A 24,627-nucleotide genomic window follows, 5' to 3' on the forward strand; every position below is an offset into this window, starting at 1 on the left:
GCAGCCCGGAGGGTCGTCACCCGGGCGGACGCACGGCCAGCCCCGCGCACCGCCGGTCGCGCGCCCACTCGTCGTCGATGCGGCGCTTCTGCGCCCCGGTCGCGGGCACCGGCACGCCGCGGTCGTCGAGGTGTGACACCGCGAACCGGGCGCGCACCACCTTGCCGTGGTCGAAGGTGAGCGTGAGCACGCCGTTGTCGTCCTGCTCGTTGCCGAACGACTCCCACCACAGGTAGTTGCCGAGGCCGTAGGCGACATACGTCCCGTCCGGACGCCAGCCGGCGCCCTGCAACACGTGCGCGTGCGTGCCGACGACCGCCGAGGCCCCGGCGTCCGCGAGCCGGTCGGCCAACCCCCGTTGCAGGTCGGACGGGCACGTCTCGAGCTCGACGCCCCAGTGCAGGTAGACGACCACCGTCCACCCCGCGCGCACCGCGCGCCGCACGTCGCGCACCAGGCGTGGTTCGTAGGCGTTCGCCACGCCGGGCTTGCCGGCGCCCGCGCTGAACAGTCGCAGCGTCGTCTCGTCGTCGACCTGGTCGGCGGCGAAGATCGCCAGCTTCGTGCCGGCGATCGTCGTCCGGTACGGCGCGAACGCGGCGGCCGCGTCCCGTCCGACACCGATGACGGGGAAGCGGGAGGTGCGGATCGCGCGCAGCGTGTCCTGCAGCCCCTCCTCGCCGAAGTCGGCCCCGTGGTTGTTGGCCATCGTGGCCACGTCGACGCCCGATTCGCGCAGGGCCGTCAGGGCGGACGGCGGTGCCCGGAAGGTGAACGCCTTGTCCTGGGCGGTGCCGCCGGTCGTCACGGCGGTCTCGAGGTTGACCATCGTCAGGTCGGCGGACGCCAGCCCCGGTTGCGCCTCGCCGAACACGGTCGCCGGATCGCGGGCCAGCCGCTGCGCGACCCGTCCCGAGAAGTGCACGTCCCCGGCCAGCGCGACGGTGAACCGGCCCGGTTGCCGGGCGACGGTGGGTGCCCCTGTCGGGTCCGGAGACGACGACGTGGACGGGGCGGCCCCGGTCGTCGCGCCTGCGGTCGTGCCCGCGGTCGTGCCCGCGGTCGTGCCTGCGGTCGTGCCTGCGGTCGTGCCTGCCGACGGCGGGCGGCCGGTCGCGTCCGAAGGGCTCGTCGAACCGCTACCGCTCGTGCACCCGGCGAGCAGACACCCCACCAGGGCGGCCGCCGCGACAGCAGCTCTCCGGGTGATATGCCGTCGGTCGCTCGGGATCACCGCACTAGCATCCACATCGGTGCCGACATCCGGTACCGACCCCTGATCCGAGGAGACCCCGTGTCCGCCAGCGTCCGTCCGCCCGCTCCCGCACCGAGCGTCCCGGTGGCCGCGGGCACGACGGCCTACGACGCGTTGCACGAGGCGGGGGTCGAGCTCAGCGGCCCGCACGGCGCGGTCGTCGTCCGCGACGCCGACGGTCAGCTGCGCGACCTCGACTGGGCGCCCGCGACCGACGTCGAGGTCGAGCCGGTCGCCGCCGACTCGCCCGACGGTCTGGCGGTGCTGCGGCACTCGGCCGCCCACGTCACCGCGCAGGCCGTGCAGGACCTGTTCCCGGGCACCGCGCTCGGCATCGGGCCGCCCATCGAGGACGGCTTCTACTACGACTTCCTGCCCGAGCGGCCGTTCACCCCCGAGGACCTCACCGCGATCGAGAAGCGCGCGCAGGAGATCGTCAAGGCCAACCAGCGTTTCGCCCGCCGCGAGATCAGCGACGACGACGCGCGGCACGAGCTCGCTCACGAACGGTTCAAGCTCGAACTCGTCGGCCTGAAGTCGAACGCCTCGGGCGAGGAGGCCACCGAGGTCGGCGACGGCGGCCTCACCATGTACGACAACCTCGACGCGAAGACCGGCGAGCGCGTCTGGACCGACCTCTGCCGAGGCCCGCACCTGCCCTCGACCCGCCGCATCCCGGCGTTCAAGATCATGCGCAGTGCCGCGGCGTACTGGCGCGGGGACGAGAAGAACCCGCAGCTGCAGCGCATCTACGGCACCGCGTGGGCCAACCGCGACGACCTCAAGGCGTACCTGTACCGGCTCGAGGAGGCCGCCAAGCGCGACCACCGCAAGCTGGGCGTCGAGCTCGACCTGTTCAGCTTCCCGGACGAGATCGGTTCGGGCCTGCCGGTGTTCCACCCGAAGGGCGGGGTGATCAAGCGGGAGATGGAGGACTACGTCCGCCGCCGTCACCTCGAAGAGGGTTTCGAGTACGTCGGCACCCCGCACATCGCCAAGGAGCAGCTCTTCTACACGTCCGGACACCTGCCGTACTACGGCGACGGGTTGTTTCCTCCGGTCCCGGTCGACGGTGGTGACTACCGCATCAAGGCCATGAACTGCCCGATGCACAACCTGATCTACAAGTCGCGGGGCCGGTCCTATCGCGAGCTGCCGCTGCGGCTGTTCGAGTTCGGCCACGTCTACCGCTACGAGAAGTCCGGCGTCATCCACGGCCTGACCCGCGTGCGTGGCTTCGCGCAGGACGACTCGCACAGCTACGTGACGCCCGACCAGGCGCCCGCCGAGATCAAGCACCTGCTCGACTTCTGTCTCGGCCTCTTCCGCGACTTCGGCCTGGACGACTTCTACCTCGAGCTGTCGACCCGGGACGACTCGAAGCCGGACAAGTTCATCGGCGACGACGACGAGTGGGAGAACGCGACCGAGGTGCTGCGGCAGGTGGCCGTCGAGTCGGGGCTCGAGCTCGTACCCGATCCGGGCGGCGCCGCCTACTACGGTCCCAAGATCTCCGTGCAGACCCGCGACGCCATCGGGCGCACCTGGCAGATGTCGACCATCCAGTACGACTTCAACCAGCCCCGCGGCTTCGAGCTCGAGTACCAGGCGCCCGACGGGTCGCGGCAGCGCCCGGTGATGATCCACTCGGCCAAGTTCGGGTCGATCGAGCGCTTCATCGGCGTGCTCACCGAGCACTACGCGGGCGCGTTCCCGGCATGGCTCGCGCCGGTGCAGGTGGTGGGCATCCCGGTGTCCGAGGACCAGGTCGACTACCTCTACGCGGTCGCCGCGCGGCTCAAGGGCCGCGGCATCCGGGTCGAGGTCGACGCGTCCGACGACCGCATGCAGAAGAAGATCCGCACCGCGCAGAAGCAGAAGGTTCCCTTCATGCTCATCGCCGGCGGCACCGACGCCGAGGCCGACGCCGTGTCGTTCCGCTACCGCGACGGCACGCAACGCAACGGCATCTCGGTGGCGCAGGCGGTCGACGAGATCGTGGCGACGGTCGAACGCCGCGAGAACGCCTCGCCGACGGCCGAGCACTACGAGCCCTCGTGAGCGAGCGCGCCGACGGGTTCGCGGGCGTCCCCGACGGTTACGAGCGGCTGTGGACACCGCACCGCATGGCCTACATCCAGGGCGAGAACAAGCCCGACCACGGCGATGCCGGTGACGACTGCCCGTTCTGCGCCGCCCCGAAGCGGTCGGACGAGGACGGGCTGATCGTCGCCCGCGGTGACCAGGTGTACGCGGTGCTGAACCTGTACCCGTACAACTCCGGGCACCTGATGGTCGTGCCGTACCGGCACGTCGCGGGATACCCCGAGTTGACCGGCGACGAGACCGCCGAGCTGGCCCGGTTCACGCAGCGGGCGATGCTGGTGATCCGCGAGGTCATGGCGCCGCACGGGTTCAACCTCGGCATCAACCAGGGTCCGGTGGCAGGTGCGGGCATCGCCGCGCACCTGCACCAGCACGTCGTGCCGCGGTGGGGTGGAGATTCCAACTTCATGCCCGTGATCGGGCAGACCCGGGTGCTGCCGCAGCTGCTGTCCGACGCCCGCCGTCAGCTCGCCGACGCCTGGGGCTAGTCGTCCGCGAGGGCGAGCCCCACCAGGTCCGCGAACAAGGCATCGACGGGGATGCCCGCCGCGGCGGCCATGACGGCGATGACGCTGGTGCGCGCGAACGAGCAGTACAGGCTCGCCTCGAGGAACCACGGTTCGCCGTCGGGGTCGATGCGGAAGTCGAACAGGCTGTAGTGGCGGCACCCCAGCGCGCGGTGGGCGGTGCGGGCGGCCTCGGCCACCCGTGCGGTGGCGGGGTCGTCGCTCGTGACGATCCACGAGTACTCCGCGGTCTTGGCGACGAGGCCGAGCTCACCGCCGCCGTCGCGCCGCAGCTTGTCGGCCGCGTCCCGGATCGGCTTGCGCTCGGCGTCGACGGCGTACTCCTCCATCGGCAGCACCACCAACTCGCCGTCGCGCTCGAGGACGCCGCAGCGCACCTCGCGTCCCAGGGGCACGAACCGCTCGATCAGCACCCGGTCGCTCTCGGCGCGCGCGGCCCGCACCGCCTCGGGCAGCTCGGCGTCGGTCGTCACGAGCGTGACGCCGCTGGAGTTGTCGGCGTCGGCCGGCTTGACCACGACGGGCAGCTCGAGGAACGGCGGCAGCGCCGCCCCGGCGTCCGGGCCGAGGACGACGCCGGCCGGCACGGGCACCCCGGCCGCGGCCACGGCGTCGCGCGCCCGCGGCTTGTCGGCGCCCAGCGCCATGACGTCGCCGGGGTTGCCGGCGAACGGCACCCCGACCGAGTCGAGCAGGTCGCGGTAGGTGGTCATCCCGGCCCGGCAGAACAACTGCGGCACGGCTACGTCGGGTGCGAGCGCGCGGATGCGGCGCAGCCCGCCGGCGAGCGACAGCGGTTCGGCGGCGGCGCGGGCGGCGGGGGAGAGGTCGGCCGGGAAGCGCCACGACCCGTCCGGGTCGACGTGCGCCACGACCGTCTCGTACCGCTCGGGGTCGGCGACCGCGTCGAGGCAGTCGGCGGCGTAGAGCCGCGAGAGCTCGGCCCAGAACTCGCTGGTGGGCGAGCCCACCAGATGCAGTACGCGCAACGGACGGGACATCAGTCGCCACCGGGTTCGACGAGCTTGCCGATGTTGAAGTCGATGCGGGTCCACGGCTTGCCGCGCACCAGGTTGCGCAGCAGCAGCGACGGGATCTGCAGGTGGTGCAGCAGCAGGTAGGGCAGCGGGTCGGCCGGGTCGAACACCGCGTCCCGGCCCGCGCGCACGACGCGCCAGCGCTGCCGGGCCGTCGACGGGTGCCGCAGCGCGCGCCACAGCTCGTGATAGGTCCAGTAGGTCGGGCGTGCGTCCGGTCCCGGCACGAGCGGTGGTGCGTCGTCCGGGCGCTCGCCCAGGTACGCCTGCGCGAGCTCGGCGCCGCGGTGGTGGAACAGGGTGATCGCCGAGTGCGTGCGGGGGTTGCACTCGATGGCCAGCACGCGTCCGGCGCCGTCGACGATGAAGTCGAAGCTGACCTGGCCGGTGACGCCGAGCGGCTCGACGAACGCGTGCACCCACTTCTCGATCTCGGGACGGTCGACGTGCTCGTAGTTCACCTGGAACGCCGACGACTCGCAGCACACGTGCACGACGACCCGCCCGTCGCGGACGGTGCTGTGCGTGCAGTACTCCGTGCCGCGGACGAACGACTGCAGCACCCAGGGGTTGTCCGGCGAGATCGGTTTCGACGCGGCGAACGCCGTGGTCTGCTCCCGCGTCGGGCGGGGCAGCGGGGTGAGGTCGAGCCGGTTGACCGGGTCGTAGGCGATGTTCTTGAGCACGAACGGCTGCTCGTCGGTAGGAAAGTCGAACCCGCTGAGCTGCTCGGCGTCCGTGATGCGATATGCGGCCGGGGCCGACAGGCCCTGTGCGGTGGCGGTCGTCGTGAACGCGTACTTGTCGTCGAGCATGTCGACGGTGGCGAGATCGCCGTGCACGACCTCGCAGTGCCCCGCGAGCGTCTCGGCGGCCAGCGCGTCGTACCGGCTGGCGACCGGGCTGCACACCGGCACGTACACGTCGACGCCCTCGTCCCGCACGACGTCGAGCAGCGCCTGCGCGTAACCCGGGTCGGTGGGCGACGGGACGACGTGGAACGCGTCGACCGCGCGGGAGAACCGGTGCCCGGTCAGGCGGTACTTCGCCGTCTCGACGAGCACCACCCGATGACCTGCGGCGTGGAAGGCGCGGCACAGCGCGAGGGCCTTGGTCATCTTGCCGCCGCTGACCAGCACCGTGCGGGGGCGTTCGGCGCTCACACGGTGGGGCCGTCCGCCGCGCGCCAGCGCCCAGGCCGTGATCGCGAGGTCGACGGGCAGCGTCGCCGTCAGGCCGGCCAGCGCTGCCAGCGTCCTCGCGGTGTCGCGCACCGCTCGAACGGGGGTCATGACGGGAGCGCGGCGTACCCGTCGACCATGCCGCGGTGCATCGTCCGCTCGCCGACGACACCGGAGTGGTCGGCCTTGTGCAGCACGCAGCCGTTGTCCCACATGACGAGGTCGTCCGGTCGCCACTCGTGCCGCAGCACGTTGTCCTCGCGGGTCGAGTGGGCGTACAGCTGCTCGATCACCGCGCGTGCCTCGTCGTCGGGCAGGCCGCTCACTGCGGTGCACCGCTGCGGTGTCGAGAGATAGAGCGCCGTGCGTCCGGAGACGGGATGCGGACGGAAGACCGGGTGGTCGGCCGCGTGCTCCTGCTCGTCACCGGGGTCGACGCCGGTGACCTCGTGGCGGACGGTGCGCCCCTCGAGCTTCTCCCGCACGCCGTCCGGCAGCGTGTCGTAGGCGCGGTACTGGTTCGTGAACAGCGTCTGGCCGCCCTGCTCGGGCACGGTGACCGCCCGCAGCGCGGTGTACGCAGGAGGCCGCGACACGTAGCTGGTGTCGACGTGGAACACGCTGCGCGGGGGAGTCGTCCGCCCGGCGTTGGTGATCACGTTGAGATCCGGGTGGCCGGGCACTGGTGTCTCGCCCACCGTGAAGACCGGCTCGCCGAAGCGGCGCAGCAGCGCGAGGAACGCGTCGTCGTCGAGCGGACGGTCGCGCACCACCATCACGCCGTGGTCGGCGAGCAGGCCCCTGACCTGGGCGACGGCGGCGTCGTCGAGCTCGGCGGGGAGATCCTCCACCAGCACACCGACGGGGTCGAGCGGGGTGGTCCTCATGCGGGGGTCTCCGTCCGGCAGGCCAGGGTGACGCCGTCGCGCAGCGGCACGACGACCTGCTGCAGCCGGGGCTCGTCGGCCAGGAACTCGTTGAAGGCGGCGATGGCCGAACCGTTCGGTGTGGCGGGACCGGCCCAGGGCTGACCCTGCATGAGCGTGTTGTCGATGCAGAGCAGCCCGCGCGGCGCGAGCAGGCCGGTGTCGAGCAGCGTGCGCACGTAGTCGGCGTATCCCGCCTTGTCGGCGTCGACGAACACCAGGTCGAAGCGCTCGCCGGCGTCGGCCAGTGCGCACAGGGTGTCGAGCGCGGGACCGACCCGCACCTCGATGCGCCCGCCGAGCCCGGACCGGTCGAACGCCGCCCGCGCCTGATCGGCGACGTCCGCGTCGATCTCGAGGGTGACGACACGCCCGTCACCGATCGCCTCGGCCATCGCCAGCGTCGCGTACCCGGTGAACGTGCCGATCTCGAGCACGCACCGGGCCCCCGTGGCCCGCACGAGCACCTGCAGCAGCCGGCCCTCGACGTGACCCGACAGCATCTCCTGTTCGAGCCCGAGCGGGCTGCGCCGGGCGTCCCAGTCGACTGCGGTCGTGCCGTATTCCAGCGCGCGCAGCGCGTCCGACGCCGGTGTCGTCATGCGATGCAGGTACGGCTCGAGGCCGCCCGCGAGGTCGGCGAGGCGGTCGAGCTCCTCGCGCAACCACGCGGGCGAGTCCTCGAGTGCGTGGGCCCGTCCGGCCAGCTCGGCGAGACGCGCGGCCAGGATCGACGCCGGGGTCACCGGGCGCGGCGGCCGCACCCCTGCCGGGACGCTCACGTGCGGAACGGGTCCAGGCCGACGCCCTCGCGGGGGTAGCTGCGCACACGCTCGCGGTGGGCGTCCAGGGCTTCAGACAGCTCCTGCGGCGTCAGGTCGTTGACGAAGTCGCAGGTGCCGATCGGCCGTGGCACGGCCGCCCGCAGCAGGCCGTCGCGCGTCTGGACGATCGCTGTCGTGGCGTCCGTCAGCAGCTCGGTGGTGAGGTACGGGCTGTCGAGCGAGAGCCCCAGGCTGCTCATGAGGTGGAACACGCGGTCGCGCTGCGTGTCGCTGATGTAGCCGCGGCGTTCGGCGATCGTGGTCGACAGCGCCATGTCGATGTTGATCGCGTGACCGTGGAAGTACGGCTGCGGCGGGGTGAGCTCGAGCTTCGGGCTCCACGTGTGGCCGAAGGCGATCACCCGGTCGAGGTCGAGCTCGTGCAGGTTCGGCACCTCGAGCTCGAGCATCGTCCGGATGCCCTCGTACGTGACCTTGTGCGCGATCTCGCGCAGCTCCGGCGTGCCGTCGAGGTGACCGAAACGCGTCTCCAGCAGGTCCTCGCCGTGCTTCTCGAGCAACTGGAAGATCTCGGCGTTGCCGACGGTCGAGATCTTGATCAGCTCGGCCATGCCGTTGCGCACCTGCTCGACCGGCAGCGTCGCGAGGAAGGAGAAGTCGAGCAGCACCTGCTGCGACGCGTGGAACGCCCCCAACCGGTTCTTGGCCTTGCCGTGGTTGACGGCCACCTTGATCGCGACGCTGGCGTCGATGAGGCCGATCAGGGTCGTGGGGATGCGGACGTAGTTCGTCGAGCGGCGGAACATCGAGCACGCGAACCCGACGACGTCGGTCGTCAGCCCGCCGCCGACGACGAGCACCGGCTCCTTGCGGACGAGCCCGAACTCACCGAACGCGTCGATGACGGTCTCGGCCGTGCGCATCGTCTTGTCGGTCTCGGCGATGACGACCGGGAAGGTCGTCAGCTCGATGCCGTGGTGGGCGAAGTAGGCCTGCGCCTGCTCGCCGTACAGCTCGTGGACCGTGCTGTCGACGACCATCAGGCAGCGGCCCCACGCCCGGTACAGCTCGGCCAGCCGCTCGTTGCGGGGGTCGAACACGCCGTCGACGTACTCCAGCGAGTACTCGATGGGCTCGTAGGCCCGCACGTGGAACGCGGTGTCGTTCACCGTGAGGGTCGGCTGCGGCGCCACCTCGGGCACGGTGGCGGTCATCGCGCGGCGCCGGTGTCGGCACCGCCGGCCAGCCCGGCCAGTTCGGCGAAGCTCAGCCGGGCCACCCTCGGGGTGTCGCCGAAGTCGTGCAGGGCGGTGTTCTCGTTCGGGAACGCGACGACGGCGAGACCGGCCGCCCGGGCCGACTCGACGCCGCCGAGGTTGTCCTCGATCGCGACGACCTGCTCGGCCGGCTCGCCGAGCTCGGCGAGCGCCTTGGCGTAGACCTCGGGATCGGGCTTCGGGCTGTCGACGTCCTCACGGGCGATCACGACGGCGAAGTCCTGGCGCTCGGCCTCGCTCGTCAGGGACTCGAGCAGGGCGTCGACGTTGCCGCGGGCGGTGGTGGTGACGATGCCGATCTTCCAGCCCGCGGCCTTGGCGTCGGCGACGAGGTCGCGCACGCCCGCGCGCGGCGTCACCGCACCCGGCTGCAACGAGCGCTGGAACAGCGTCGACTTGGTCTCGTGGACGGCGGCGGCGTCGACTTGCACGCCCGCGCGCTCGGCGAAGGAGGAGATGCGCTCCTTGCCGCCGTTGCCGGTGAGCATGTCGCGGTACTCGTCGCGTTCCCAGTGCCAGTCGAGACCGTGCTCCTGGAAGGCGCGGTTGAACGCATCGCGCTGCAGTTCGGACGTGTCGGAGATGGTCGAGATGGAACCGAACAGGATGGCCGGCATGGGGTTGGTTCTCCCTGGGAGGCAGCGTTCCGCGCGGGGGTCTCCACGCAGCTGGAGCGGTCCGGGACGGTGGGCGACGGTGCGCCCGTCGGTGGGTGCCCGGCGGTGCACCGGGCGCGGTCCGCCGTCGCGGTCGTCCTTCGATTCGAGCACAGACGGGCAGGAACTGGCAACGACGGACCAATCTGGTCACGCAGGCGTTTAGCAACGTGCAGAAGTGGTGAGACTCGGTCGACCGAGTACCCCGACCGGTGCGGCGCGCCCGCGTTCCGTCGCCGATGCGAGAGCGTGTGATCCCGTGCTCGTCCCCGACCGCCGGCGCCAGCTGCTGGAGCACGTGCGCCGGCACGGCAGCGCCCAGGTGGGCATGCTCGCCGAGGCGCTCCACGTCAGCGAGTGGACGGTGCGACGTGATCTCACCGAGCTCGAGCGCCAGGGGCAGCTGCGCCGGGCGCATGGCGGGGCGTACGTGCCCGACGTCCCCGACGAGCGCGGCCGGCCTGCGCGCGACGACGCGGGCACGTCCGCCGACGACGGCCCCGACATGGCCGAGGCCAAGACGCGCATCGCGGCGGCGGCGGCCGAGCGCATCTCCGACGACACGACGATCATGCTGCTGTCGGGATCGACGACCGCGCATCTCGTGCCGCTGCTGCACGGGCGCCGGCTCACCGTCGTCACGAACGGTCTCGAGATCGCGTACGCCCTGCGCGACGCACCCGACATCACGCTCGTCGTCGTCGGGGGGTACCTGCACCGCCACCAGATGACGTTGATGGGCCCGCTCACCGAGCACGGCATGCGCGACCTGCACATGCAGCTGATCGTCGCGGGCGCCCATGGCGTGCACCCCGACATCGGCGTCACCGGCGCCAAGGTCACCCAGGCCGGCTACCACCACGGCATGCTCAAGCACACGGACGGGCTCATGGTGCTGGCCGACTCGAGCAAGCTCGGGCGGCGTGGGCCCACCGTGCTCGCCGAGCTCGGTCAGGTCGACACCCTCGTCACCGACGCCGCCGCCGATCCCGGGCTGGTGGCCGAGATCGGCGCGGCGGGGCCACAGGTCGTCGTCGCCCGCTGACGCCGGCCGGCAGGGTCAGCCCTTGGGCGGCAGGCCGGCGGCGTGGTCGAGGCCGCGCCGCACCCAGGTCTCGAACGCCGCGTCGTCGAGCGCGGTCGCGTCGACCCGCACCCAGCCGCGCACCTCGCGCCCGGACATCACCATCGGGGCCGCACCCGGCTCGGCCAGCAGCGCGTCGGTGGCGTCGCGCTCGCAGCGCACCATGAGCCCGCCCCGTCCGCTCACCGTGACCGCCATGTGGCCGCCGACGAGGAACGCGAGTCCACCGAACATCCGCTGCTCGGACACCCCCGGAAGGCGGTGCGCGAGCGCGCGCACCCGCTCGGCGTCGTCGGCGTCGTAGGACACGGGCCGATCATGTCAGCGCCGCGGCCCGGGCAGTAGCGTCCGGCGCATGGTGCTGCACCTGCACGGCGTGTTCCTGCCCGACGAGACCGAGCGCGACGCCTGGGTCGTCGACGGCCGGTTGACCTTCACCCGCCCGTCCGGCGACCGGGACGTGCAGACGATCGCCGACCGCGGCTGGATCACGCCCGGCTTCGTCGACGCGCACTGTCACATCGGGCTCTCGCCGGCCGGTCACAACCCGGAGCAGGAGATCCAGGAGCAGCAGGCGCTGCGCAACCGCAACGCCGGTGCGCTGCTGCTGCGCGACGCGGGCTCGCCGGTCGACAACAGCTGGATGCAGGCGCGCGACGACCTGCCCCGCCTCGTGCGGGCCGGCCGGCACATCGCCCGCACGAAGCGCTACATCCGCGGGCTCGGTGTCGAGGTCGAACCGGACGGCCTCGTCGCCGAGGTCGAGCGGCAGGTCGCCGAGGGCGACGGCACCTGGGTCAAGATCGCCGCCGACTGGATCGACCGCGAGGTGGGCGACCTGGCCCCGACGTTCCCGGACGACGCGCTCGCCGCGGGCATCGCCCGGGCGCACGAGCTGGGGGCGCGGGTTGCGGCCCACGTGTTCGGCGAGGACGCCCTGCCGGGGCTGATCGCCGCCGGCATCGACTCCATCGAGCACGGCACCGGGCTCACCGAGGACCTCTTCGACGCGGTGAAGCAGGCGGGCGCCGCCGTCGTGCCGACTCTGATCAACATCGACAACTTCCCGCAGATCGCCCTCGGCGGCGAGGCGAAGTTCCCGGCGTACGCCGCGCACATGCGCTCGCTGTACGCGACGTCTCGCGAGCGCGTCCGCACCGCGTGGGAGGCGGGCATCCCCGTCTTCACCGGCACCGACGCCGGCGGATCGTTGCCGCACGGCCTCGTCCGCGACGAGATCCGCGCGCTGGTGGGCGCGGGCATCCCGCAGGCCGAGGTCATCGCCCTGGCGTCCTGGCGGGCGCGGGAGTGGCTGGGCCTGCCCGGGCTGGACGAGGGGGCCCCGGCCGACCTCGTCGTCTACGGCAGCGACCCCCGGTCCGACCTCTCGGCGATCCACGCACCGGTCACGACAGTCCTGCGAGGGGCCGTCGTCTCCTAAGCTGGGGACGCAATGTCGTCCTCGCGCCCGGCGGTCGCCGGCTGGCTGCTCGCCGCGAGCGTGTACCTGCTCGCGGTGCTGCACCGCACCTCGCTGGGCATCGCCGGCCTGCAGGCCGAGCGGCGCTTCGACATCAGCCCGGCCCAGCTGTCGGGTTTCATCTTCCTGCAGCTGGGCGTCTACGCGGCGATGCAGGTGCCCACGGGCATCCTCGTCGACCGCCACGGTCCACGCCGCGTGCTCACCGTCGCCGCGCTGCTCATGGGATCGGCGCAACTGCTGTTCGCGACCGTCCACAGCTACCCGCTGGCGCTGCTCGCCCGCGCCCTGCTCGGCAGCGGCGACGCGCTCACCTTCGTCAGCGTCCTGCGCTTCGCCGCGACGCACTTCAGCCCCCGCCGCTACCCCGTCGTCGTCTCGCTCACCGCGACGATGGGCATGGCCGGCAACGTGGTCGCAACCCTGCCGCTCGCGCTGCTGCTCGACGACGTCGGCTGGGAGCCGACGTTCGCCGTCGCCGGCGCGCTGTCGCTCACCCTCGGGGTGGCCGTCCGGGTGCTCATGGCCGACTCGACCCCGCCGCCCCGTGCCGTCCGTTCGGTGCAGGCGCTGCGGACGGGTGTCGGGGGCGTCGCCCGGCGGGTGCGCACGGCGTGGGCGCTGCCGGGCACCCGGCTGGGGTTCTGGGTGCACTTCACCGCGATGTCGACGGGCACCGCGATCGCCGTGCTGTGGGGCACGCCGTACCTCGTCGAGGTCTGCGGGTTCACCACCGCGGGCGCCGGGGTGGTGCTGATGGCGGGCGTGATCGCGAGCGCCGTCGCCGGACCCGTCGTGGGCGCCGTGATCGCCCGCCACCCGTCCGCCCGCGCGCTCATCGCCATCGCCACCAGCACCGTCTCGGTGGCCGGTCTCGTCGTCCTCGTCGCTGCGCTCGGCGACCGTCCGCCCACCGCCTACGTCGTCGCGCTGTTCGTCGTCGCCATGCTCGGTGGGCCGGCCTCGATGGTCGCCTTCTCGATCGCCCGCGACTACAACCACACCCACGCGCTGGGGACGGCGTCGGGCGTGGTCAACGTGGGTGGATTCCTCTCGACGGTGCTGATCGCGCTCGGTATCGGCTGGGTTCTCGACCTGCAGGGCGGCACCGACGCCCACTCGTTGCGTTACGCGCTGCTGGTGGCGGTCGCCGTCCAGGCGTTCGGGGTGGTGCGCTGCACCGTGTGGTGGCTGCGGGTGCGGGCCGGGGCGCTGCAGCGCCAGGACGAGGGACGGCGCGTACCCGTGCCGGTCGTCCGCCGCCGCTTCGACCTCGCGGCGCCCGGGTGGGGCGACGGCTGGGCCGACAGCGGCGTCGAGACCCCCGGCGGGACCGCGGTCACGACCGAGCCGACGGCGGCCCCCGGCTGATCTGGCACAATGGCGCGTTGAGTACCGGCCGGTCGCGGCCCCTCTCACCGCGAACAGCCAGTCCATCCGGACGATCCGGACCCGGTGTGATCCCCACCCGGTTCCGGCACGCCCACCCGTACGTCACCTCAGGAGCAACCACCACCGTGGCCACCAAGATCAAGCTGATGCGTCTGGGCAAGATGCGTGAGCCGCACTACCGAATCGTCGTCGCCGACTCGCGCAACAAGCGCGACGGCCGGTCCATCGAGACGATCGGCGAGTACCACCCGAAGAGCGACCCGTCGGTCATCAAGGTCGACGGCGAGCGCGCCGCCTACTGGCTCGGCGTGGGCGCGCAGCCCACCGACGCCGTCACCGCGATCCTCAAGGTCACCGGCGACTGGCAGAAGTTCAAGGGCCAGGACGCGCCGCCGCCCATGCGCATGGCGGCCGAGAAGCCCGACAAGCAGGCGCTGTTCAACGCCGCGCTGGCCGAGGCCGGCGGCGACACCACCGACGCCGGTGGCGCCGCGACCACCCCGAAGAAGAAGGCCGCCAAGAAGGCTGCCGACGCTCCGGCCGAGGGCGCCGAGGCGTCCGCCTCGACCGAGGCCCCGGCCGCGGAGAAGCCGGCCGACGAGTCGGCGGGCTGACGTGCTCGAGGAGGCTCTCGAGCACCTCGTGCGCGGCATCGTCGACCACCCCGACGACGTCCGGGTCGACCTGGTCGACAACCGGCGGGGACGCCGGCTGGAGATCCGCGTCAACCCCGAGGACCTCGGCCGCGTGATCGGCCGCAACGGCCGCACCGCCAAGGCGCTGCGGCAGGTCGTCACCGGGGTCGGCGGCAAGGGCATCCGCGTCGACGTCGTCGATGTCGACCGGCGGTAACGAGCTCATCGCGGTCGGGCGGGTCGGACCCGCCCGCGGCGTGAAGGGCCACGTGTTCGTCGAACCGTGGACCGACGCCCCCGAGGAACGCTTCGCGCCGGGTTCGGTGCTCGCCACCGAACCCGGCGACGCGGGGCCCCTCACCGTCGCCGAGCACGCCGTCTCGAGCGGCAAGCAGGTCGTCCGCTTCGAGGGGTGCGAGCGACGTGAGGACGGCGAGGCCCTGCGGGGCGTGCGCCTGCTCATCGCCGCGTCCGACCGCCCGCAGCTCGAGGACCCCGACGAGTTCTACGACACCGACCTCGTCGGTCTCGCCGTCCGCACCGTCGCCGGGGACGAGCTCGGGCCCGTCACCGACGTGCTGCACGCCGGCGGCGCCACCTACCTCGTGCTCGACGTCGCCGGCACCGAGCGGCTCGTGCCGTTCGTCGCCGCGGTCGTCCCCGAGGTCGACGTCCGCGGGGGGCACGTCACCATCGACCCGCCGCCCGGCCTGTTCGACCTGTGAGCCCCGATCTGCGGCTCGACGTCGTCACGATCTTCCCGGGCTATCTCGCCCCGCTGCACGAGTCCCTGATCGGACGGGCGATCGCGCGCGGCCAGGTCCAGCTCGGAGTGCACGACCTGCGCACCTGGACCGACGACGTGCACCGCACCGTCGACGACACCCCGTACGGCGGGGGACCGGGCATGGTCATGAAGCCCGAGCCGTGGGCGCGCGCGCTCGACGCGGTCGCGCCCCCGGACGCCCGTCCGCAGCCGCGGCTGATCGTCCCCAGCCCCGCCGGGCGACCCTTCACCCAGGCCACCGCCGCCCGCTGGGCGCGCGAACCGTGGTTGCTGTTCGCCTGCGGCCGCTACGAGGGCATCGACGCCCGGGTCGCCGAGTACGCCGCCCGGCGCATGCCGGTCGAGGAGGTCTCCATCGGCGACTACGTGCTCGCCGGGGGGGAGGTGGCGGTGCTCGTCATCGCCGAGGCCGTCGGACGGCTGCTGCCGGGCGTGCTCGGCAACGCGCGCTCGGCCGTCGACGATTCCTTCGCCGAAGGTGCGGACGGGCTGCTCGAGGCGCCCGCCTACACCAAACCGGCGTCGTGGCGCGGTCTCGACGTGCCGCCGGTGCTGCTGTCGGGCCACCACGCCGCCATCACCGCGTGGCGGCGGGAGCAGGGCCTGCGCCGCACCGCCGCGCGACGCCCGGACCTGCTGGGCTGAGCGCCCCCGCCGCACGGGGATTTCGGGTCGTCCCGGGCGGTGTGGCATCATCGTGGGGTTGCCCAGTGGTGCCCGATGCGCGCGCCGGGGCCGACCCGAGACCATGCAAGCCGACGAGAGCGATGACTTCGACATGAACACCCTGGACACCCTCGATGCCGCTTCCCTGCGCGACGACGTCCCGGACTTCCGTCCCGGCGACTCGCTGAAGGTGCACGTCCGGGTCATCGAGGGCAGCCGCTCCCGCATCCAGGTCTTCCAGGGCGTCGTCATCCGTCGCCAGGGCGGCGGCATCCGCGAGACCTTCACCGTCCGCAAGGTCAGCTTCGGCGTCGGTGTCGAGCGCACCTTCCCGGTGCACACCCCGGTCATCGACAAGATCGAGGTCGTCACCCGCGGCGACGTCCGCCGCGCCAAGCTCTACTACCTGCGCGACCTGCGCGGCAAGGCTGCCAAGATCAAGGAGAAGCGCGAGACCGTCTCGCGCTGAACCCGGCCGCGGTCCGCCGCGGTCCACACCGGTAGCCGAGCGAGCAGGTAAGGGCGAGTGACGGACGATCGCGAGGCCGGACGCGGTGAACGCCCGTCCGAGGACCCGCCGGCACCGCAGCAGGCCCCGTCGTCCCAGGCCCCGTCGTCCGGTGCCCCCTCCGGCTCCGAGGCAGGCGGTGACACGGCCGCGACGCCGTCCGACGGACGCGCCAGCGCCGGGTCCCAAGCCGACGGCACCGCACCCGACGGCACCGCACCCGACACGGGCGCGGCTGCGTCCGTCGAGTCGCGGCGGCAGCGCAAGAAGCGGCTCAAGGCCGAGCAGCCGCGTCGCAAGGCGCCGTGGTGGGAACTGCCGCTGCTCGTCGCCATCGCGATCGGCATCGCCATCGTCGTCAAGACGTTCGTGATCCAGCCCTTCTACATCCCGTCCGACTCGATGGAGCGGACGCTGCACGGCTGCCCCGGCTGCAGCGGTGACCGCATCCTCGTCAACAAGCCGGTCTACAGCCTCATCCGCGATCCCGAACCCGGCGACATCGTCGTCTTCGACGCACCGAAGGGCTGGGACACCGAGGACACCAGCGTCCCGCCGAGCAACCCGGTCGTGCGGGCGGTGCGCGGTTTCGGCCAGCTGATCGGGTTCGTGCCGCCCGACGGCCAGGTGCTGGTCAAGCGGGTCATCGCGGTTGGCGGGCAGACCGTCAAGGGCGACGGCCAGGGCCACGTCATGATCTCCACGTCCGGCAAGGACGGGCCCTACCGCACGCTGGACGAGCCGTACGTCTACGCCCCCGGCGGCAACCGGCAGGACCCGTTCGGTCCGGTCACCGTGCCGAAGGACCGGCTCTGGGTGATGGGCGATCACCGCACCGACTCGGCCGACTCGCGCTACCACTGCTCGCCGGACGAGGAGGGCACGGCGGACGATCGCAACTGCGACGCGACGTCCAGCACAGTGCCCGTCGACAACGTCATCGGCAAGGCCATCGTGATCGCCTGGCCGCCGTCGCGGTGGACCACCCTCGGCACCCCGTCCACGTTCGAGACCGCTGCCGCGGTCGCCGGCCCGGCACTGCCCGCGGTCGCGCCGCTGGCCACGGTCGTGCCGGTGCTGCTCGTGCGCCGCCGGCGGCGCCGGTAGGCGGTGGCCGTGGCCGCACCCCGCCCCACCCGCCGCCGCGCGCGTCCCGAGCCCGGCGGCCTGACGTTCCGTCCGCCCCGGCTCGTCGTGCGCCGCGACGGCCCGCTCGGCGGGTACGAATCGGCGCTCGGCCGCGCCGGGTACGGGCTCGTCGCCGGCGCGGACGAGGCCGGCCGCGGCGCCTGCGCCGGCCCGCTGGTCGTCGCCGCGTGCATCCTGCCCCCTGGACGGCGCATCGACGGCCTCGACGACTCGAAGGTGCTGACCGCGGCCGTCCGGGAGAAGCTGTTCGCCCGCGTCACGCGCCGCGCGCTCGCCTACTCGGTCGTCGTCGTCCCGGCGGCCGAGATCGACGCGTACGGCCTGCACGTCGCGAACCTCGCCGGCATGCGCCGCGCCATCGGGACGCTCGTCCCGCGCGCCGACTACGCGCTGACCGACGGGTTCCCGGTTCCGGGGCTGGGCATGCCGAACACGGCGGTGTGGAAGGGCGACGCGACGATCGCCTGCATCGCAGCCGCCTCGATCCTGGCCAAGGTCACGCGCGACCGCATCATGGCCGGGCTGCACGAGCAGTGGCCGGACTACGAGTTCGACCGGCACAAGGGGTACATCACCGCGGCGCACTCCGAGGCCCTCACCCGGCTCGGTCCGTGCCCCCAGCACCGGCGGCGTTACGTGAACGTCCGTCGGGCCATGGGAATCGCGGGCAGCGGCGTGCTGCCGGACGATGCCGTGGGTGAGAATGTGGACGACCCCGGTGCGGACGAACCCGCCGCCGGGGTCGCGTGAGACGACTGACGAGGACGGACCGATGAGCCGATGAGAGCCGATGAGCACCGATGAGCACTGACGATCTCGAGAACTACGAGACCGACATGGAGCTGCAGCTCTATCGCGAGTACAAGGACATCGCGGCGCAGTTCAGCTACGTCGTCGAGACCGAGCGCCGGTTCTACCTCACCAACGACGTCGACCTGCAGCCCCGCAACACCGACGGCGAGATCTACTTCGAGCTCACCATGCGCGATGCGTGGGTGTGGGACATGTACCGGCCGGCGCGGTTCGTGAAGACCGTGCGGGTGGTGACGTTCAAGGACGTCAACATCGAGGAGCTCGACAAGCCCGACCTCGAGCTGCCGGGCAAGGACGGGTTCGAGCGCTGAGTCCACCCGCGGACGTCTGGGAGCTGTTCGAGCGGCTGCGGTGGGACGGTGCGCCCCCGGCCTGCCCGCACTGCGGCGAGCGCGGTCGGTGCGTCTTCCTCGCCGCGGCCGGCGGCTCCCGCCGAACCCGCACGGGTGCTCCCACGCCCAGACGGCTCTGGCGCTGCAACGCCTGCCGCCGGCAGTTCTCCGTGCTGACGGGGACGCTGCTGGCCGGCACGCGGCTGCCGCTGTCGACCTGGGTCGCCGCGGCGGCGATGCCCGCTGACCTCGGCACGTCCGAGCTCGCCCGGCGGCTCGGCGTCACCACCGAGGCCGCCCGCCGGGTGCGGGCCACCCGCAGGCGGGTCGAGGCACCGCCCGGCGCGCCCGCGGACGCCGTCCTGCGGGCCCTGCTCGCCGTCGTCGAGATACCGGTGGCGTCGCGCCGCCGGCTGCCGGACGCGTCGCGGACGCCGCCGACCGGGCCCAGCGCCGACTACCGCTGACGCCTGTGGTTTGTCACCCCACCGGTTGTCCGTCGTCCACAGGCGGACGGCTGCGCCCGCGCGCCCGGCCGCCGGCCCGGCACCGTGGCACCCATGCGAGTCAAGGATGCGGTCGGCCGCTTCGGTGAGCAGGTGGCCACCGAGCACCTGGCCGCCGCCGGTTACGAGATCGTCGCGCGCAACTGGCGGTGCCGGCACGGCGAGCTCGACCTCGTCGCCCGCGACGGGGAGGCGCTCGTCTTCGTCGAGGTGAAGACGCGCTCGTCCGCCGCGTTCGGCGTGCCCGCTGCCGCGGTCGACCCTCGCAAGATCGCCCGCCTGCGGCGGCTCGCGGGCGCGTGGCTCGAGGCGCACCGCGACGAACGGGTCGCCCGCGCCGCCGTCGTGCGCTTCGACGTCGTCGCGGTCCTGCGGCCGCGCGACGGGTCCGGGGTCACCGTCGAGCACCTGACCGGCGCGTTCTGATGGGGGTGTCCTGATGGGTTTCGCGCGCACGCTCGCCGTCACGCTCGACGGCATCCAGGGCCTGCTGGTCGAGGTCGAGTGCGACATCTCCGCCGGGCTGCCCGGCACGTCCTTCACCGGCCGCGCCGACAAGAGCGTGGTCGAGTCGCGCGACCGGCTGCGGGCGGCGGTCCACAACTCGGGGGTCCGCTGGCCCCAGCAGCGCGTCACCGTCGCGCTGCTGCCCGCGGACGTGCCCAAGTCCGGCGCACGGTACGACCTGGCGATCGGTCTCGCGGTGCTCGCCGCCGACCGGGAGGTCCCGGCCGACGCCGTCGGCGGCGTGGCCTGGATCGGCGGGCTCGGGCTCGACGGAGCCGTCCGTCCGGTGCGCGGGGTGCTGCCCTCGGTCGTGGCCGCGCAGGCGGCGGGCGTCCGCCGGGTGGTCGTGGCGGCCGAGAACGCCGCCGAGGCCGCCCTCGTCGACGGCGTCGACGTCCGCGCCGCCGACGACCTGGGCCAGATCGTCCGCTGGCTGCGCGGTGAGGGCCCCTCGCTGCCCGCGGCCGAGTCCGTGCCGGTGCCCGGCACGGGTGCCGGCCCCGACCTCGCCGATGTCGCCGGGCAGGCCACGGCCAAGCGCGCGCTCGAGATCGCGGCCGCCGGCGGGCACCACCTGCACCTGGTCGGCGCGCCCGGTGCCGGCAAGACCATGCTCGCCGAGCGGTTGCCCGGCCTGCTGCCCCCGCTCGACGACGCCGCGTCGCTCGAGGTGTCCGCGGTGCACTCCATCGCCGGCCTGCTCGGCGAGCACGCGGCCCTCGTGCGCCGCCCGCCGTTCCAGGCGCCGCACCACACCACGTCGGCCGCCGCGCTCGTCGGCGGCGGGTCCGGCGTGGCCCGTCCGGGCGCCGCGAGCCTGGCCCACCGCGGGGTGCTCTTCCTCGACGAGGCGCCGGAGTTCGCCCCGACGGTGCTCGACGCGCTGCGCCAGCCGCTCGAGTCCGGACGGGTGACCCTGCCACGCAGCGGCGGCACCGCGTCGTACCCCGCCCGGTTCCAGCTCGTGCTCGCGGCCAACCCGTGTGCGTGTTCCCAGCCCGGACCGCAGTGCCAGTGCTCGAGCCGGGCGCACCTGCGCTACCGGCAACGGATGTCCGGACCGCTCATGGACCGTGTCGACCTCCGGGTGACGGTCGACCCGGTGCCGCACACGGCGTTCTTCGACGAGCTCGAACCGCGCGTCGACACCGTCACGGTGGCCGCGCGGGTGGCCGCAGCCCGTCGACGGGCCCGGCAGCGGTGGGCGGGCCTGCCCTGGTCGGTGAACGCCGACGCCCCCGGTGCCGCGCTGCGGTCGTCCGACTGGCTCCCGCCCCGCTCGGCGCTGCTGAGCGCCGAGCGCGCCCTGAGCGACGGCCGCCTCAGCGCCCGCGGTTTCGACCGCGTCCTGCGGACGGCCTGGACCGTCGCCGATCTCGACGCAGCCGCGGTACCCGACGGCAGCCACGTGGCCGAGGCGCTCGCGCTGCGCGTCGGCGACCGGGCCGAGGCGGCGGCATGAGCCGAGCAGCGGTTGTCGACGAACCCGTCCTGCTCGCGCGGGCCTACCTGAACACCGTCGCCGAACCCGCCTCGCCGGCGGTGTGGTCGCTCGTGCGCGAGGTGGGCCCGGTCGCGGCCGCGGCCCGCATCCGCGGCCGGGACCGCCTGGCACCGGGGGTCGCGGGAGCGACGGAGGCCCGGTACGCGCTCGTCGAGCCGGCCACCGTGCTGGCGCGTGCGGCCGAGGTCGGTGCGCGCCTCGTCGTGCCCGAGTCGCCCGAGTGGCCGCACTTCGGCCTCGCCGCGCTCGAGCACGCCGGCGTGCGCCGTCTCGTGACGCTCGACGCCGAACCGCACAAGTACCGCGAGGTCGGCGAACCGGTGCCGCCGCTGGCACTGTGGGTCCGCGGGCCGGGCGACCTCGCCGCTCTCGGCACCCGGTCGGTGTCGATCGTCGGCTCGCGCGCGGCGACCTCCTACGGCACCGCGGTGGCGCGGCGGTTGGCCTCCGAGCTCGCCGGGTGCGGCGTGACCGTCGTGTCCGGCGGCGCGCTGGGCATCGACCGCGAGGCGCACCTGGGCGCGCTCGCGGTGCGGGGCGACACGGTGCTGGTGTCGCCGGGTGGTCTCGACATCACCTATCCGACCGGTCACGACCGCCTCTTCGGGGCCGTCGCCGACCGCGGCCTGCTCGTGTCCGAGCACCCGCCGGGTACGCCGCCCGCGCGACACCGCTTCCTGAAACGCAACCGGCTCATCGCCGCGCTCGGTGCCGGCACGGTGGTGGTCGAGGCCGGCCGGCGTTCGGGGACGGCGAACACGCTGAACCACGCGCGCCGCATCGGCCGCCCGATCATGGCGGTGCCGGGCTCGATCGAGTCCGCCCTGTCGGTCGGCTGCCACGACGCCCTGCGCGACGCGCAGGCTCCCGCCGTGCTGGTGACCGGCGCAGGTGACGTGCTCGAGGTCATCGGCGCCGGCAGCAGCCCCGGTGTGGTGTCGCAACCGCCGGGCGAGGGCGCCGGGCGTCCGCCCGCCGGCCGCGACTCACGATCCTCCGGCACCCGGCGGGCACGGGCCGAACGGCGACGCCGCGCGCTCGACACCGTCGACGAACGGTCACGCTGCGTGTTCGACGGGTTCCCCGCCGACCGCGCGGTGCACCCGGACGAGCTCGTCGTCGCGTCCGGGCTCACCGCCCGGGAGGTGCTGGTCGCGCTGCCCCAGCTCGAGGTCGCCGGCCTGGTCGAGCAGGTTCCCGACGGCTACCGCATCACGGGTTGAGGGCCGCGTGGACACCTCGTGAATTCGCGACCGCACCGCCACATCACGCGACCGGGCAGTCGGCGCGCCGACGGGTGCGGTGCCGGTGACCCGACGGCCGGACGGGTGGCGGCATGTCGTGTGTCCGGCGGACGACACGTGGGGTCCAGGTGCCCACGGACCGTCCCTCGCGGCGGGTGCGCTTTCGTCCTCGCAGTGCGGGACCCAGGTCCCTTGGGGGATGCGGTCACGGAGAGTCACAATCAGTGCGACACGATGTGCCGCATTCCTGCGGGGCGCCGGGTCAGCACCATCAGGGAGGCGCCGGCGACGGCGGCTGACCGCCGCGAGCGTCTGTCCCCGAAGTGGGCGATCTGGTTACACTCCCCGCAGAACGGACAAATCATCACGGCGGCCAGGCCGCCCCGACAGTGCCAGGATCGTCCGACACGCAGACGTGGTTCTCCTCCGGCCCCGTCGGCGCCCCACTCGGGCGGCCCTCCCTGACCCCCGTGGCTGGGTCCGGTCGAACCCCACCCCGACCGGACCCGGCCGCGGGCCCCGCCACCGCGGACCGCCCGCGGCGATCTGCCGGGGTCCTCCGCGTGGCGCCTTGACCCACCGCCCGCCGTCGCGGACGGTCGGGTCGTGAGCGAGACCCCCGTCGCCGCCTCGCGAGAGGCCCTGCCGCCCGCGCTGGGGGCCGCGGTCGACGACTTCGAACGTCACCTGCTGCTCGAGCGCAACCGGTCCGCCCACACCGTCCGCGCCTACGTCGGCGACGTCGTCGGCTATCTCGATCATCTCGCCCGCCTCGGCGGCCGCCGCCCCGCCGACATCGCGCTGGGATCGCTGCGCGGGTGGCTCGCGGTACTGCGCGACCGCGGTGCGTCCCGCGCGACGGTTGCCCGGCGCTCGGCGTCACTGCGCACCTTCTCGGCGTGGGCGCACCGCGCCGGCCTCGTCGAGCACGACCCGGGACAGTTGCTGGTCAGCCCCCGCACCGCGCGCACGCTTCCCCCGGTGCTGCGGGCCGACGAGGCCGAACAGCTGCTCGCCCGCCCCGACAGCGGTGCCGGCGCTGTTCCCGGTGCCGGCACCGGCACCGGCGCCGACGCCGACGCCGGCACCGGCGAGGGGGAGCAGCAGGCAGCGGTCGGGCTGCGCGACCAGCTCGTGCTCGAACTGCTCTACGCCACCGGTATCCGCGTGTCCGAACTCGTGGGCCTCGACGTCGACGACGTCGATCGACGCCGCCGGGTGCTGCGGGTGCTGGGCAAGGGCAACAAGCAGCGCACCGTCCCGTTCGGACTCGCAGCCGACGACGCGCTGGCCGACTGGCTCGAGCGCGGGCGGCCGGTGCTGGCGGCCGGACCCTCGGGCCCCGCGCTGCTGCTGGGCGTCCGCGGCCGGCGGCTCGACGCGCGCGCCGCCCGCCGGGTCGTGCACGAACGGGTCGCAGGGGTGCCCGGTGCCCCCGACATCGGGCCGCACGGACTGCGGCACAGCGCCGCCACACACCTGCTCGAGGGCGGGGCCGACCTGCGCACCGTGCAGGAGCTGCTCGGCCACGCCGACCTCGCCACCACGCAGCTCTACACGCACGTCTCGGTCGAGCGGCTGCGGCGCACCTACACCCAGGCCCACCCGCGCGCCTGAACCCGTCCCGCCGCCACCCCCGCAGCGCGTCGCCCCGCAGCGCTTCACGGCCACGGCAGCAGCCGTACCGGCCCCAACGGCCGCAGCAGCTCCAGGGGGTCGAGGTACACCTCGCCCCGCCGGGCACCCCAGTGCACGCACCCGGCCGGACAGCCCCGGTGCGAACCCGTCACCACGCCCACCGGCTGGCCGCGCGCGACCGGCGTCCCGGCCCGGACGGACGGGCGCACCGGCTCGTACTCGGTGCGGATGCCGTCGGCGTGGGCGACGACCACCACGCCCCGTCCGGCCACCGCGCCGGCGAAGGTGACCGTGCCGGCGGCTGCCGCGACGACCACCGCCCCCCGGCGGGTGGCGAGGTCGACGCCGCGGTGCCCCGGGCCGTACGGACCCGCGGGTGGGTCGAACGGCCGCACCACCGTCGGCGGCGCGACCGGGGGCACGTAGGTGACGGCGGACGGTGGCCGCCGGGATCCGGCAGCCGGCGCCCCGCGGTCACGCGTCGGGGGAGCGGCTGCCGCGGGGCCGGACGCGACCGCCGCGACGGCGACGAGCACGGCGATCCGGCACCGGGCACCACGGCGCGGCAACCGGATCCGGGTCATCCGGCGAGAGTGCCGCGGCGGTCCGACCGTCCGGTGGGATCGCGCGGG

Annotated in this window: 27 protein-coding genes and 1 pseudogene; 19 read left to right on the forward strand and 9 right to left on the reverse strand. The window is 73.6% G+C overall.

Annotated elements, in window-relative coordinates; all coding sequences use genetic code 11:
* Positions 1-16 precede the first annotated feature (16 nt).
* A complete protein-coding gene (locus ACYVP9_RS22740) occupies positions 17-1,405 on the reverse strand; it encodes a CapA family protein (protein ID WP_460607278.1) in 1,389 nt (462 codons plus the stop codon).
* On the opposite strand from ACYVP9_RS22740, the gene thrS reads away from it, so the two are divergent.
* Both thrS and ACYVP9_RS22750 read left to right on the forward strand, forming a co-directional pair.
* Positions 1,295-3,316 carry a threonine--tRNA ligase gene (gene thrS, locus ACYVP9_RS22745; RefSeq protein ID WP_460607279.1) on the forward strand — a complete coding sequence of 674 codons (2,022 nt, stop codon included), beginning with the start codon at positions 1,295-1,297 and terminating at the stop codon, positions 3,314-3,316. The genes ACYVP9_RS22740 and thrS overlap by 111 nt on opposite strands.
* A complete protein-coding gene (locus ACYVP9_RS22750) occupies positions 3,313-3,849 on the forward strand; it encodes an HIT family protein (protein ID WP_460607280.1) in 537 nt (178 codons plus the stop codon). Before thrS ends, ACYVP9_RS22750 begins: the two co-directional genes overlap by 4 nt.
* Here ACYVP9_RS22750 and ACYVP9_RS22755 read toward each other — a convergent pair.
* From ACYVP9_RS22755 to ACYVP9_RS22780, 6 genes are read right to left on the reverse strand one after another with little or no spacing between them, the layout of a single operon-like run.
* A complete protein-coding gene (locus tag ACYVP9_RS22755; RefSeq protein ID WP_460607281.1) occupies positions 3,846-4,889 on the reverse strand; it encodes a D-alanine--D-alanine ligase family protein in 1,044 nt (347 codons plus the stop codon). The two genes, ACYVP9_RS22750 and ACYVP9_RS22755, sit on opposite strands and share 4 nt — an antisense overlap.
* A complete protein-coding gene (locus tag ACYVP9_RS22760; RefSeq protein WP_460607282.1) occupies positions 4,889-6,217 on the reverse strand; it encodes an ATP-grasp domain-containing protein in 1,329 nt (442 codons plus the stop codon). Before ACYVP9_RS22760 ends, ACYVP9_RS22755 begins: the two co-directional genes overlap by 1 nt.
* Positions 6,214-6,993 (reverse strand): TauD/TfdA dioxygenase family protein, encoded by a 780-nt coding sequence (locus ACYVP9_RS22765; protein WP_460607283.1) that lies wholly within the window; start codon positions 6,991-6,993, stop codon positions 6,214-6,216. Before ACYVP9_RS22765 ends, ACYVP9_RS22760 begins: the two co-directional genes overlap by 4 nt.
* The gene (locus ACYVP9_RS22770; RefSeq protein WP_460607284.1) at positions 6,990-7,814 is read right to left on the reverse strand and encodes an O-methyltransferase; all 825 of its coding nucleotides are present in this window, start codon (positions 7,812-7,814) and stop codon (positions 6,990-6,992) included. The genes ACYVP9_RS22765 and ACYVP9_RS22770 overlap by 4 nt, the downstream gene beginning before the upstream one ends.
* Positions 7,811-9,031, reverse strand: coding sequence for a sedoheptulose 7-phosphate cyclase (locus ACYVP9_RS22775; protein ID WP_460607285.1), 1,221 nt, complete (start codon positions 9,029-9,031; stop codon positions 7,811-7,813). Before ACYVP9_RS22775 ends, ACYVP9_RS22770 begins: the two co-directional genes overlap by 4 nt.
* Positions 9,028-9,711, reverse strand: coding sequence for an HAD family hydrolase (locus tag ACYVP9_RS22780; RefSeq protein WP_460607286.1), 684 nt, complete (start codon positions 9,709-9,711; stop codon positions 9,028-9,030). The genes ACYVP9_RS22775 and ACYVP9_RS22780 overlap by 4 nt, the downstream gene beginning before the upstream one ends.
* A gap of 298 nt (positions 9,712-10,009) precedes the next feature.
* On the opposite strand from ACYVP9_RS22780, the gene ACYVP9_RS22785 reads away from it, so the two are divergent.
* A complete protein-coding gene (locus ACYVP9_RS22785; protein WP_460607287.1) occupies positions 10,010-10,795 on the forward strand; it encodes a DeoR/GlpR family DNA-binding transcription regulator in 786 nt (261 codons plus the stop codon).
* A 15-nt stretch (positions 10,796-10,810) separates the two neighbouring features.
* Here ACYVP9_RS22785 and ACYVP9_RS22790 read toward each other — a convergent pair whose 3' ends face one another.
* The gene (locus tag ACYVP9_RS22790; protein ID WP_460607288.1) at positions 10,811-11,143 is read right to left on the reverse strand and encodes a TfoX/Sxy family protein; all 333 of its coding nucleotides are present in this window, start codon (positions 11,141-11,143) and stop codon (positions 10,811-10,813) included.
* Positions 11,144-11,189: 46 nt separating this feature from the next.
* Here ACYVP9_RS22790 and ACYVP9_RS22795 point away from each other — a divergent pair, with 46 nt between their 5' ends.
* The 16 genes and pseudogenes from ACYVP9_RS22795 to ACYVP9_RS22870 all read left to right on the forward strand — a co-directional run bounded on the left by ACYVP9_RS22795 (position 11,190) and on the right by ACYVP9_RS22870 (position 23,974).
* Positions 11,190-12,275: an amidohydrolase family protein gene (locus ACYVP9_RS22795; protein ID WP_460607289.1), complete on the forward strand. Its 1,086-nt coding sequence runs from the start codon at positions 11,190-11,192 to the stop codon at positions 12,273-12,275.
* Positions 12,276-12,287: 12 nt separating this feature from the next.
* On the forward strand, positions 12,288-13,685 hold the full coding sequence (locus ACYVP9_RS22800; RefSeq protein WP_460607290.1) for an MFS transporter: 1,398 nt from the start codon (positions 12,288-12,290) through the stop codon (positions 13,683-13,685).
* A gap of 146 nt (positions 13,686-13,831) precedes the next feature.
* Complete coding sequence (rpsP, locus tag ACYVP9_RS22805; RefSeq protein ID WP_460607351.1) at positions 13,832-14,320, forward strand: 30S ribosomal protein S16; 489 nt, start codon at positions 13,832-13,834, stop codon at positions 14,318-14,320.
* Between the two features lies 1 nt (position 14,321).
* A complete protein-coding gene (locus ACYVP9_RS22810; RefSeq protein WP_460607291.1) occupies positions 14,322-14,558 on the forward strand; it encodes an RNA-binding protein in 237 nt (78 codons plus the stop codon).
* Positions 14,542-15,066 (forward strand): ribosome maturation factor RimM, encoded by a 525-nt coding sequence (gene rimM, locus ACYVP9_RS22815; RefSeq protein ID WP_460607292.1) that lies wholly within the window; start codon positions 14,542-14,544, stop codon positions 15,064-15,066. Before ACYVP9_RS22810 ends, rimM begins: the two co-directional genes overlap by 17 nt.
* A gap of 8 nt (positions 15,067-15,074) precedes the next feature.
* Positions 15,075-15,773, forward strand: a complete 699-nt coding sequence (gene trmD, locus ACYVP9_RS22820) for a tRNA (guanosine(37)-N1)-methyltransferase TrmD (protein ID WP_460607352.1) — start codon at positions 15,075-15,077, stop codon at positions 15,771-15,773.
* Between the two features lie 133 nt (positions 15,774-15,906).
* On the forward strand, positions 15,907-16,263 hold the full coding sequence (rplS, locus tag ACYVP9_RS22825) for a 50S ribosomal protein L19 (protein WP_460607293.1): 357 nt from the start codon (positions 15,907-15,909) through the stop codon (positions 16,261-16,263).
* A gap of 57 nt (positions 16,264-16,320) precedes the next feature.
* A complete protein-coding gene (gene lepB / locus ACYVP9_RS22830) occupies positions 16,321-17,409 on the forward strand; it encodes a S26 family signal peptidase (RefSeq protein WP_460607294.1) in 1,089 nt (362 codons plus the stop codon).
* 60 nt (positions 17,410-17,469) lie between these two features.
* Positions 17,470-18,201, forward strand: coding sequence for a ribonuclease HII (locus ACYVP9_RS22835; protein ID WP_460607353.1), 732 nt, complete (start codon positions 17,470-17,472; stop codon positions 18,199-18,201).
* 50 nt (positions 18,202-18,251) lie between these two features.
* Positions 18,252-18,575, forward strand: a complete 324-nt coding sequence (locus ACYVP9_RS22840; protein ID WP_460607295.1) for a DUF2469 domain-containing protein — start codon at positions 18,252-18,254, stop codon at positions 18,573-18,575.
* Positions 18,576-18,598: 23 nt separating this feature from the next.
* A pseudogene (locus ACYVP9_RS22845) lies at positions 18,599-18,748 on the forward strand (transposase); the annotation flags it as partial.
* Between the two features lie 18 nt (positions 18,749-18,766).
* Positions 18,767-19,063: a hypothetical protein gene (locus tag ACYVP9_RS22850; RefSeq protein ID WP_460607357.1), complete on the forward strand. Its 297-nt coding sequence runs from the start codon at positions 18,767-18,769 to the stop codon at positions 19,061-19,063.
* A gap of 93 nt (positions 19,064-19,156) precedes the next feature.
* On the forward strand, positions 19,157-19,528 hold the full coding sequence (locus ACYVP9_RS22855) for a YraN family protein (RefSeq protein WP_460607296.1): 372 nt from the start codon (positions 19,157-19,159) through the stop codon (positions 19,526-19,528).
* Positions 19,529-19,541: 13 nt separating this feature from the next.
* A complete protein-coding gene (locus ACYVP9_RS22860; protein ID WP_460607297.1) occupies positions 19,542-21,071 on the forward strand; it encodes a YifB family Mg chelatase-like AAA ATPase in 1,530 nt (509 codons plus the stop codon).
* Positions 21,068-22,336, forward strand: coding sequence for a DNA-processing protein DprA (locus tag ACYVP9_RS22865; protein WP_460607298.1), 1,269 nt, complete (start codon positions 21,068-21,070; stop codon positions 22,334-22,336). The genes ACYVP9_RS22860 and ACYVP9_RS22865 overlap by 4 nt, the downstream gene beginning before the upstream one ends.
* 627 nt (positions 22,337-22,963) lie before the next feature.
* Positions 22,964-23,974, forward strand: a complete 1,011-nt coding sequence (locus ACYVP9_RS22870) for a tyrosine recombinase XerC (protein WP_460607299.1) — start codon at positions 22,964-22,966, stop codon at positions 23,972-23,974.
* Positions 23,975-24,018: 44 nt separating this feature from the next.
* On the opposite strand, the gene ACYVP9_RS22875 is transcribed toward ACYVP9_RS22870, so the two are convergent.
* Positions 24,019-24,579, reverse strand: a complete 561-nt coding sequence (locus ACYVP9_RS22875) for a peptidoglycan DD-metalloendopeptidase family protein (RefSeq protein WP_460607300.1) — start codon at positions 24,577-24,579, stop codon at positions 24,019-24,021.
* Positions 24,580-24,627 lie beyond the last annotated feature (48 nt).

It is taken from the genome of Jatrophihabitans fulvus (assembly GCF_054781375.1).

What these genes read in the sequence shown, in the direction of transcription:
- ACYVP9_RS22755 (WP_460607281.1), bottom strand. Translation starts at nt 4,889, where the DNA reads ATGTCCCGTCCGTTGCGCGTACTGCATCTGGTGGGCTCGCCCACCAGC.
- ACYVP9_RS22760 (WP_460607282.1), bottom strand. Translation starts at nt 6,217, where the DNA reads ATGACCCCCGTTCGAGCGGTGCGCGACACCGCGAGGACGCTGGCAGCG.
- ACYVP9_RS22765 (WP_460607283.1), bottom strand. Translation starts at nt 6,993, where the DNA reads ATGAGGACCACCCCGCTCGACCCCGTCGGTGTGCTGGTGGAGGATCTC.
- ACYVP9_RS22775 (WP_460607285.1), bottom strand. Translation starts at nt 9,031, where the DNA reads ATGACCGCCACCGTGCCCGAGGTGGCGCCGCAGCCGACCCTCACGGTG.
- ACYVP9_RS22780 (WP_460607286.1), bottom strand. Translation starts at nt 9,711, where the DNA reads ATGCCGGCCATCCTGTTCGGTTCCATCTCGACCATCTCCGACACGTCC.
- ACYVP9_RS22795 (WP_460607289.1), top strand. Translation starts at nt 11,190, where the DNA reads ATGGTGCTGCACCTGCACGGCGTGTTCCTGCCCGACGAGACCGAGCGC.
- ACYVP9_RS22800 (WP_460607290.1), top strand. Translation starts at nt 12,288, where the DNA reads ATGTCGTCCTCGCGCCCGGCGGTCGCCGGCTGGCTGCTCGCCGCGAGC.
- rimM (WP_460607292.1), top strand. Translation starts at nt 14,542, where the DNA reads ATGTCGACCGGCGGTAACGAGCTCATCGCGGTCGGGCGGGTCGGACCC.
- rplS (WP_460607293.1), top strand. Translation starts at nt 15,907, where the DNA reads ATGAACACCCTGGACACCCTCGATGCCGCTTCCCTGCGCGACGACGTC.
- ACYVP9_RS22840 (WP_460607295.1), top strand. Translation starts at nt 18,252, where the DNA reads ATGAGCACTGACGATCTCGAGAACTACGAGACCGACATGGAGCTGCAG.
- ACYVP9_RS22855 (WP_460607296.1), top strand. Translation starts at nt 19,157, where the DNA reads ATGCGAGTCAAGGATGCGGTCGGCCGCTTCGGTGAGCAGGTGGCCACC.
- ACYVP9_RS22860 (WP_460607297.1), top strand. Translation starts at nt 19,542, where the DNA reads ATGGGTTTCGCGCGCACGCTCGCCGTCACGCTCGACGGCATCCAGGGC.
- ACYVP9_RS22865 (WP_460607298.1), top strand. Translation starts at nt 21,068, where the DNA reads ATGAGCCGAGCAGCGGTTGTCGACGAACCCGTCCTGCTCGCGCGGGCC.
- ACYVP9_RS22875 (WP_460607300.1), bottom strand. Translation starts at nt 24,579, where the DNA reads ATGACCCGGATCCGGTTGCCGCGCCGTGGTGCCCGGTGCCGGATCGCC.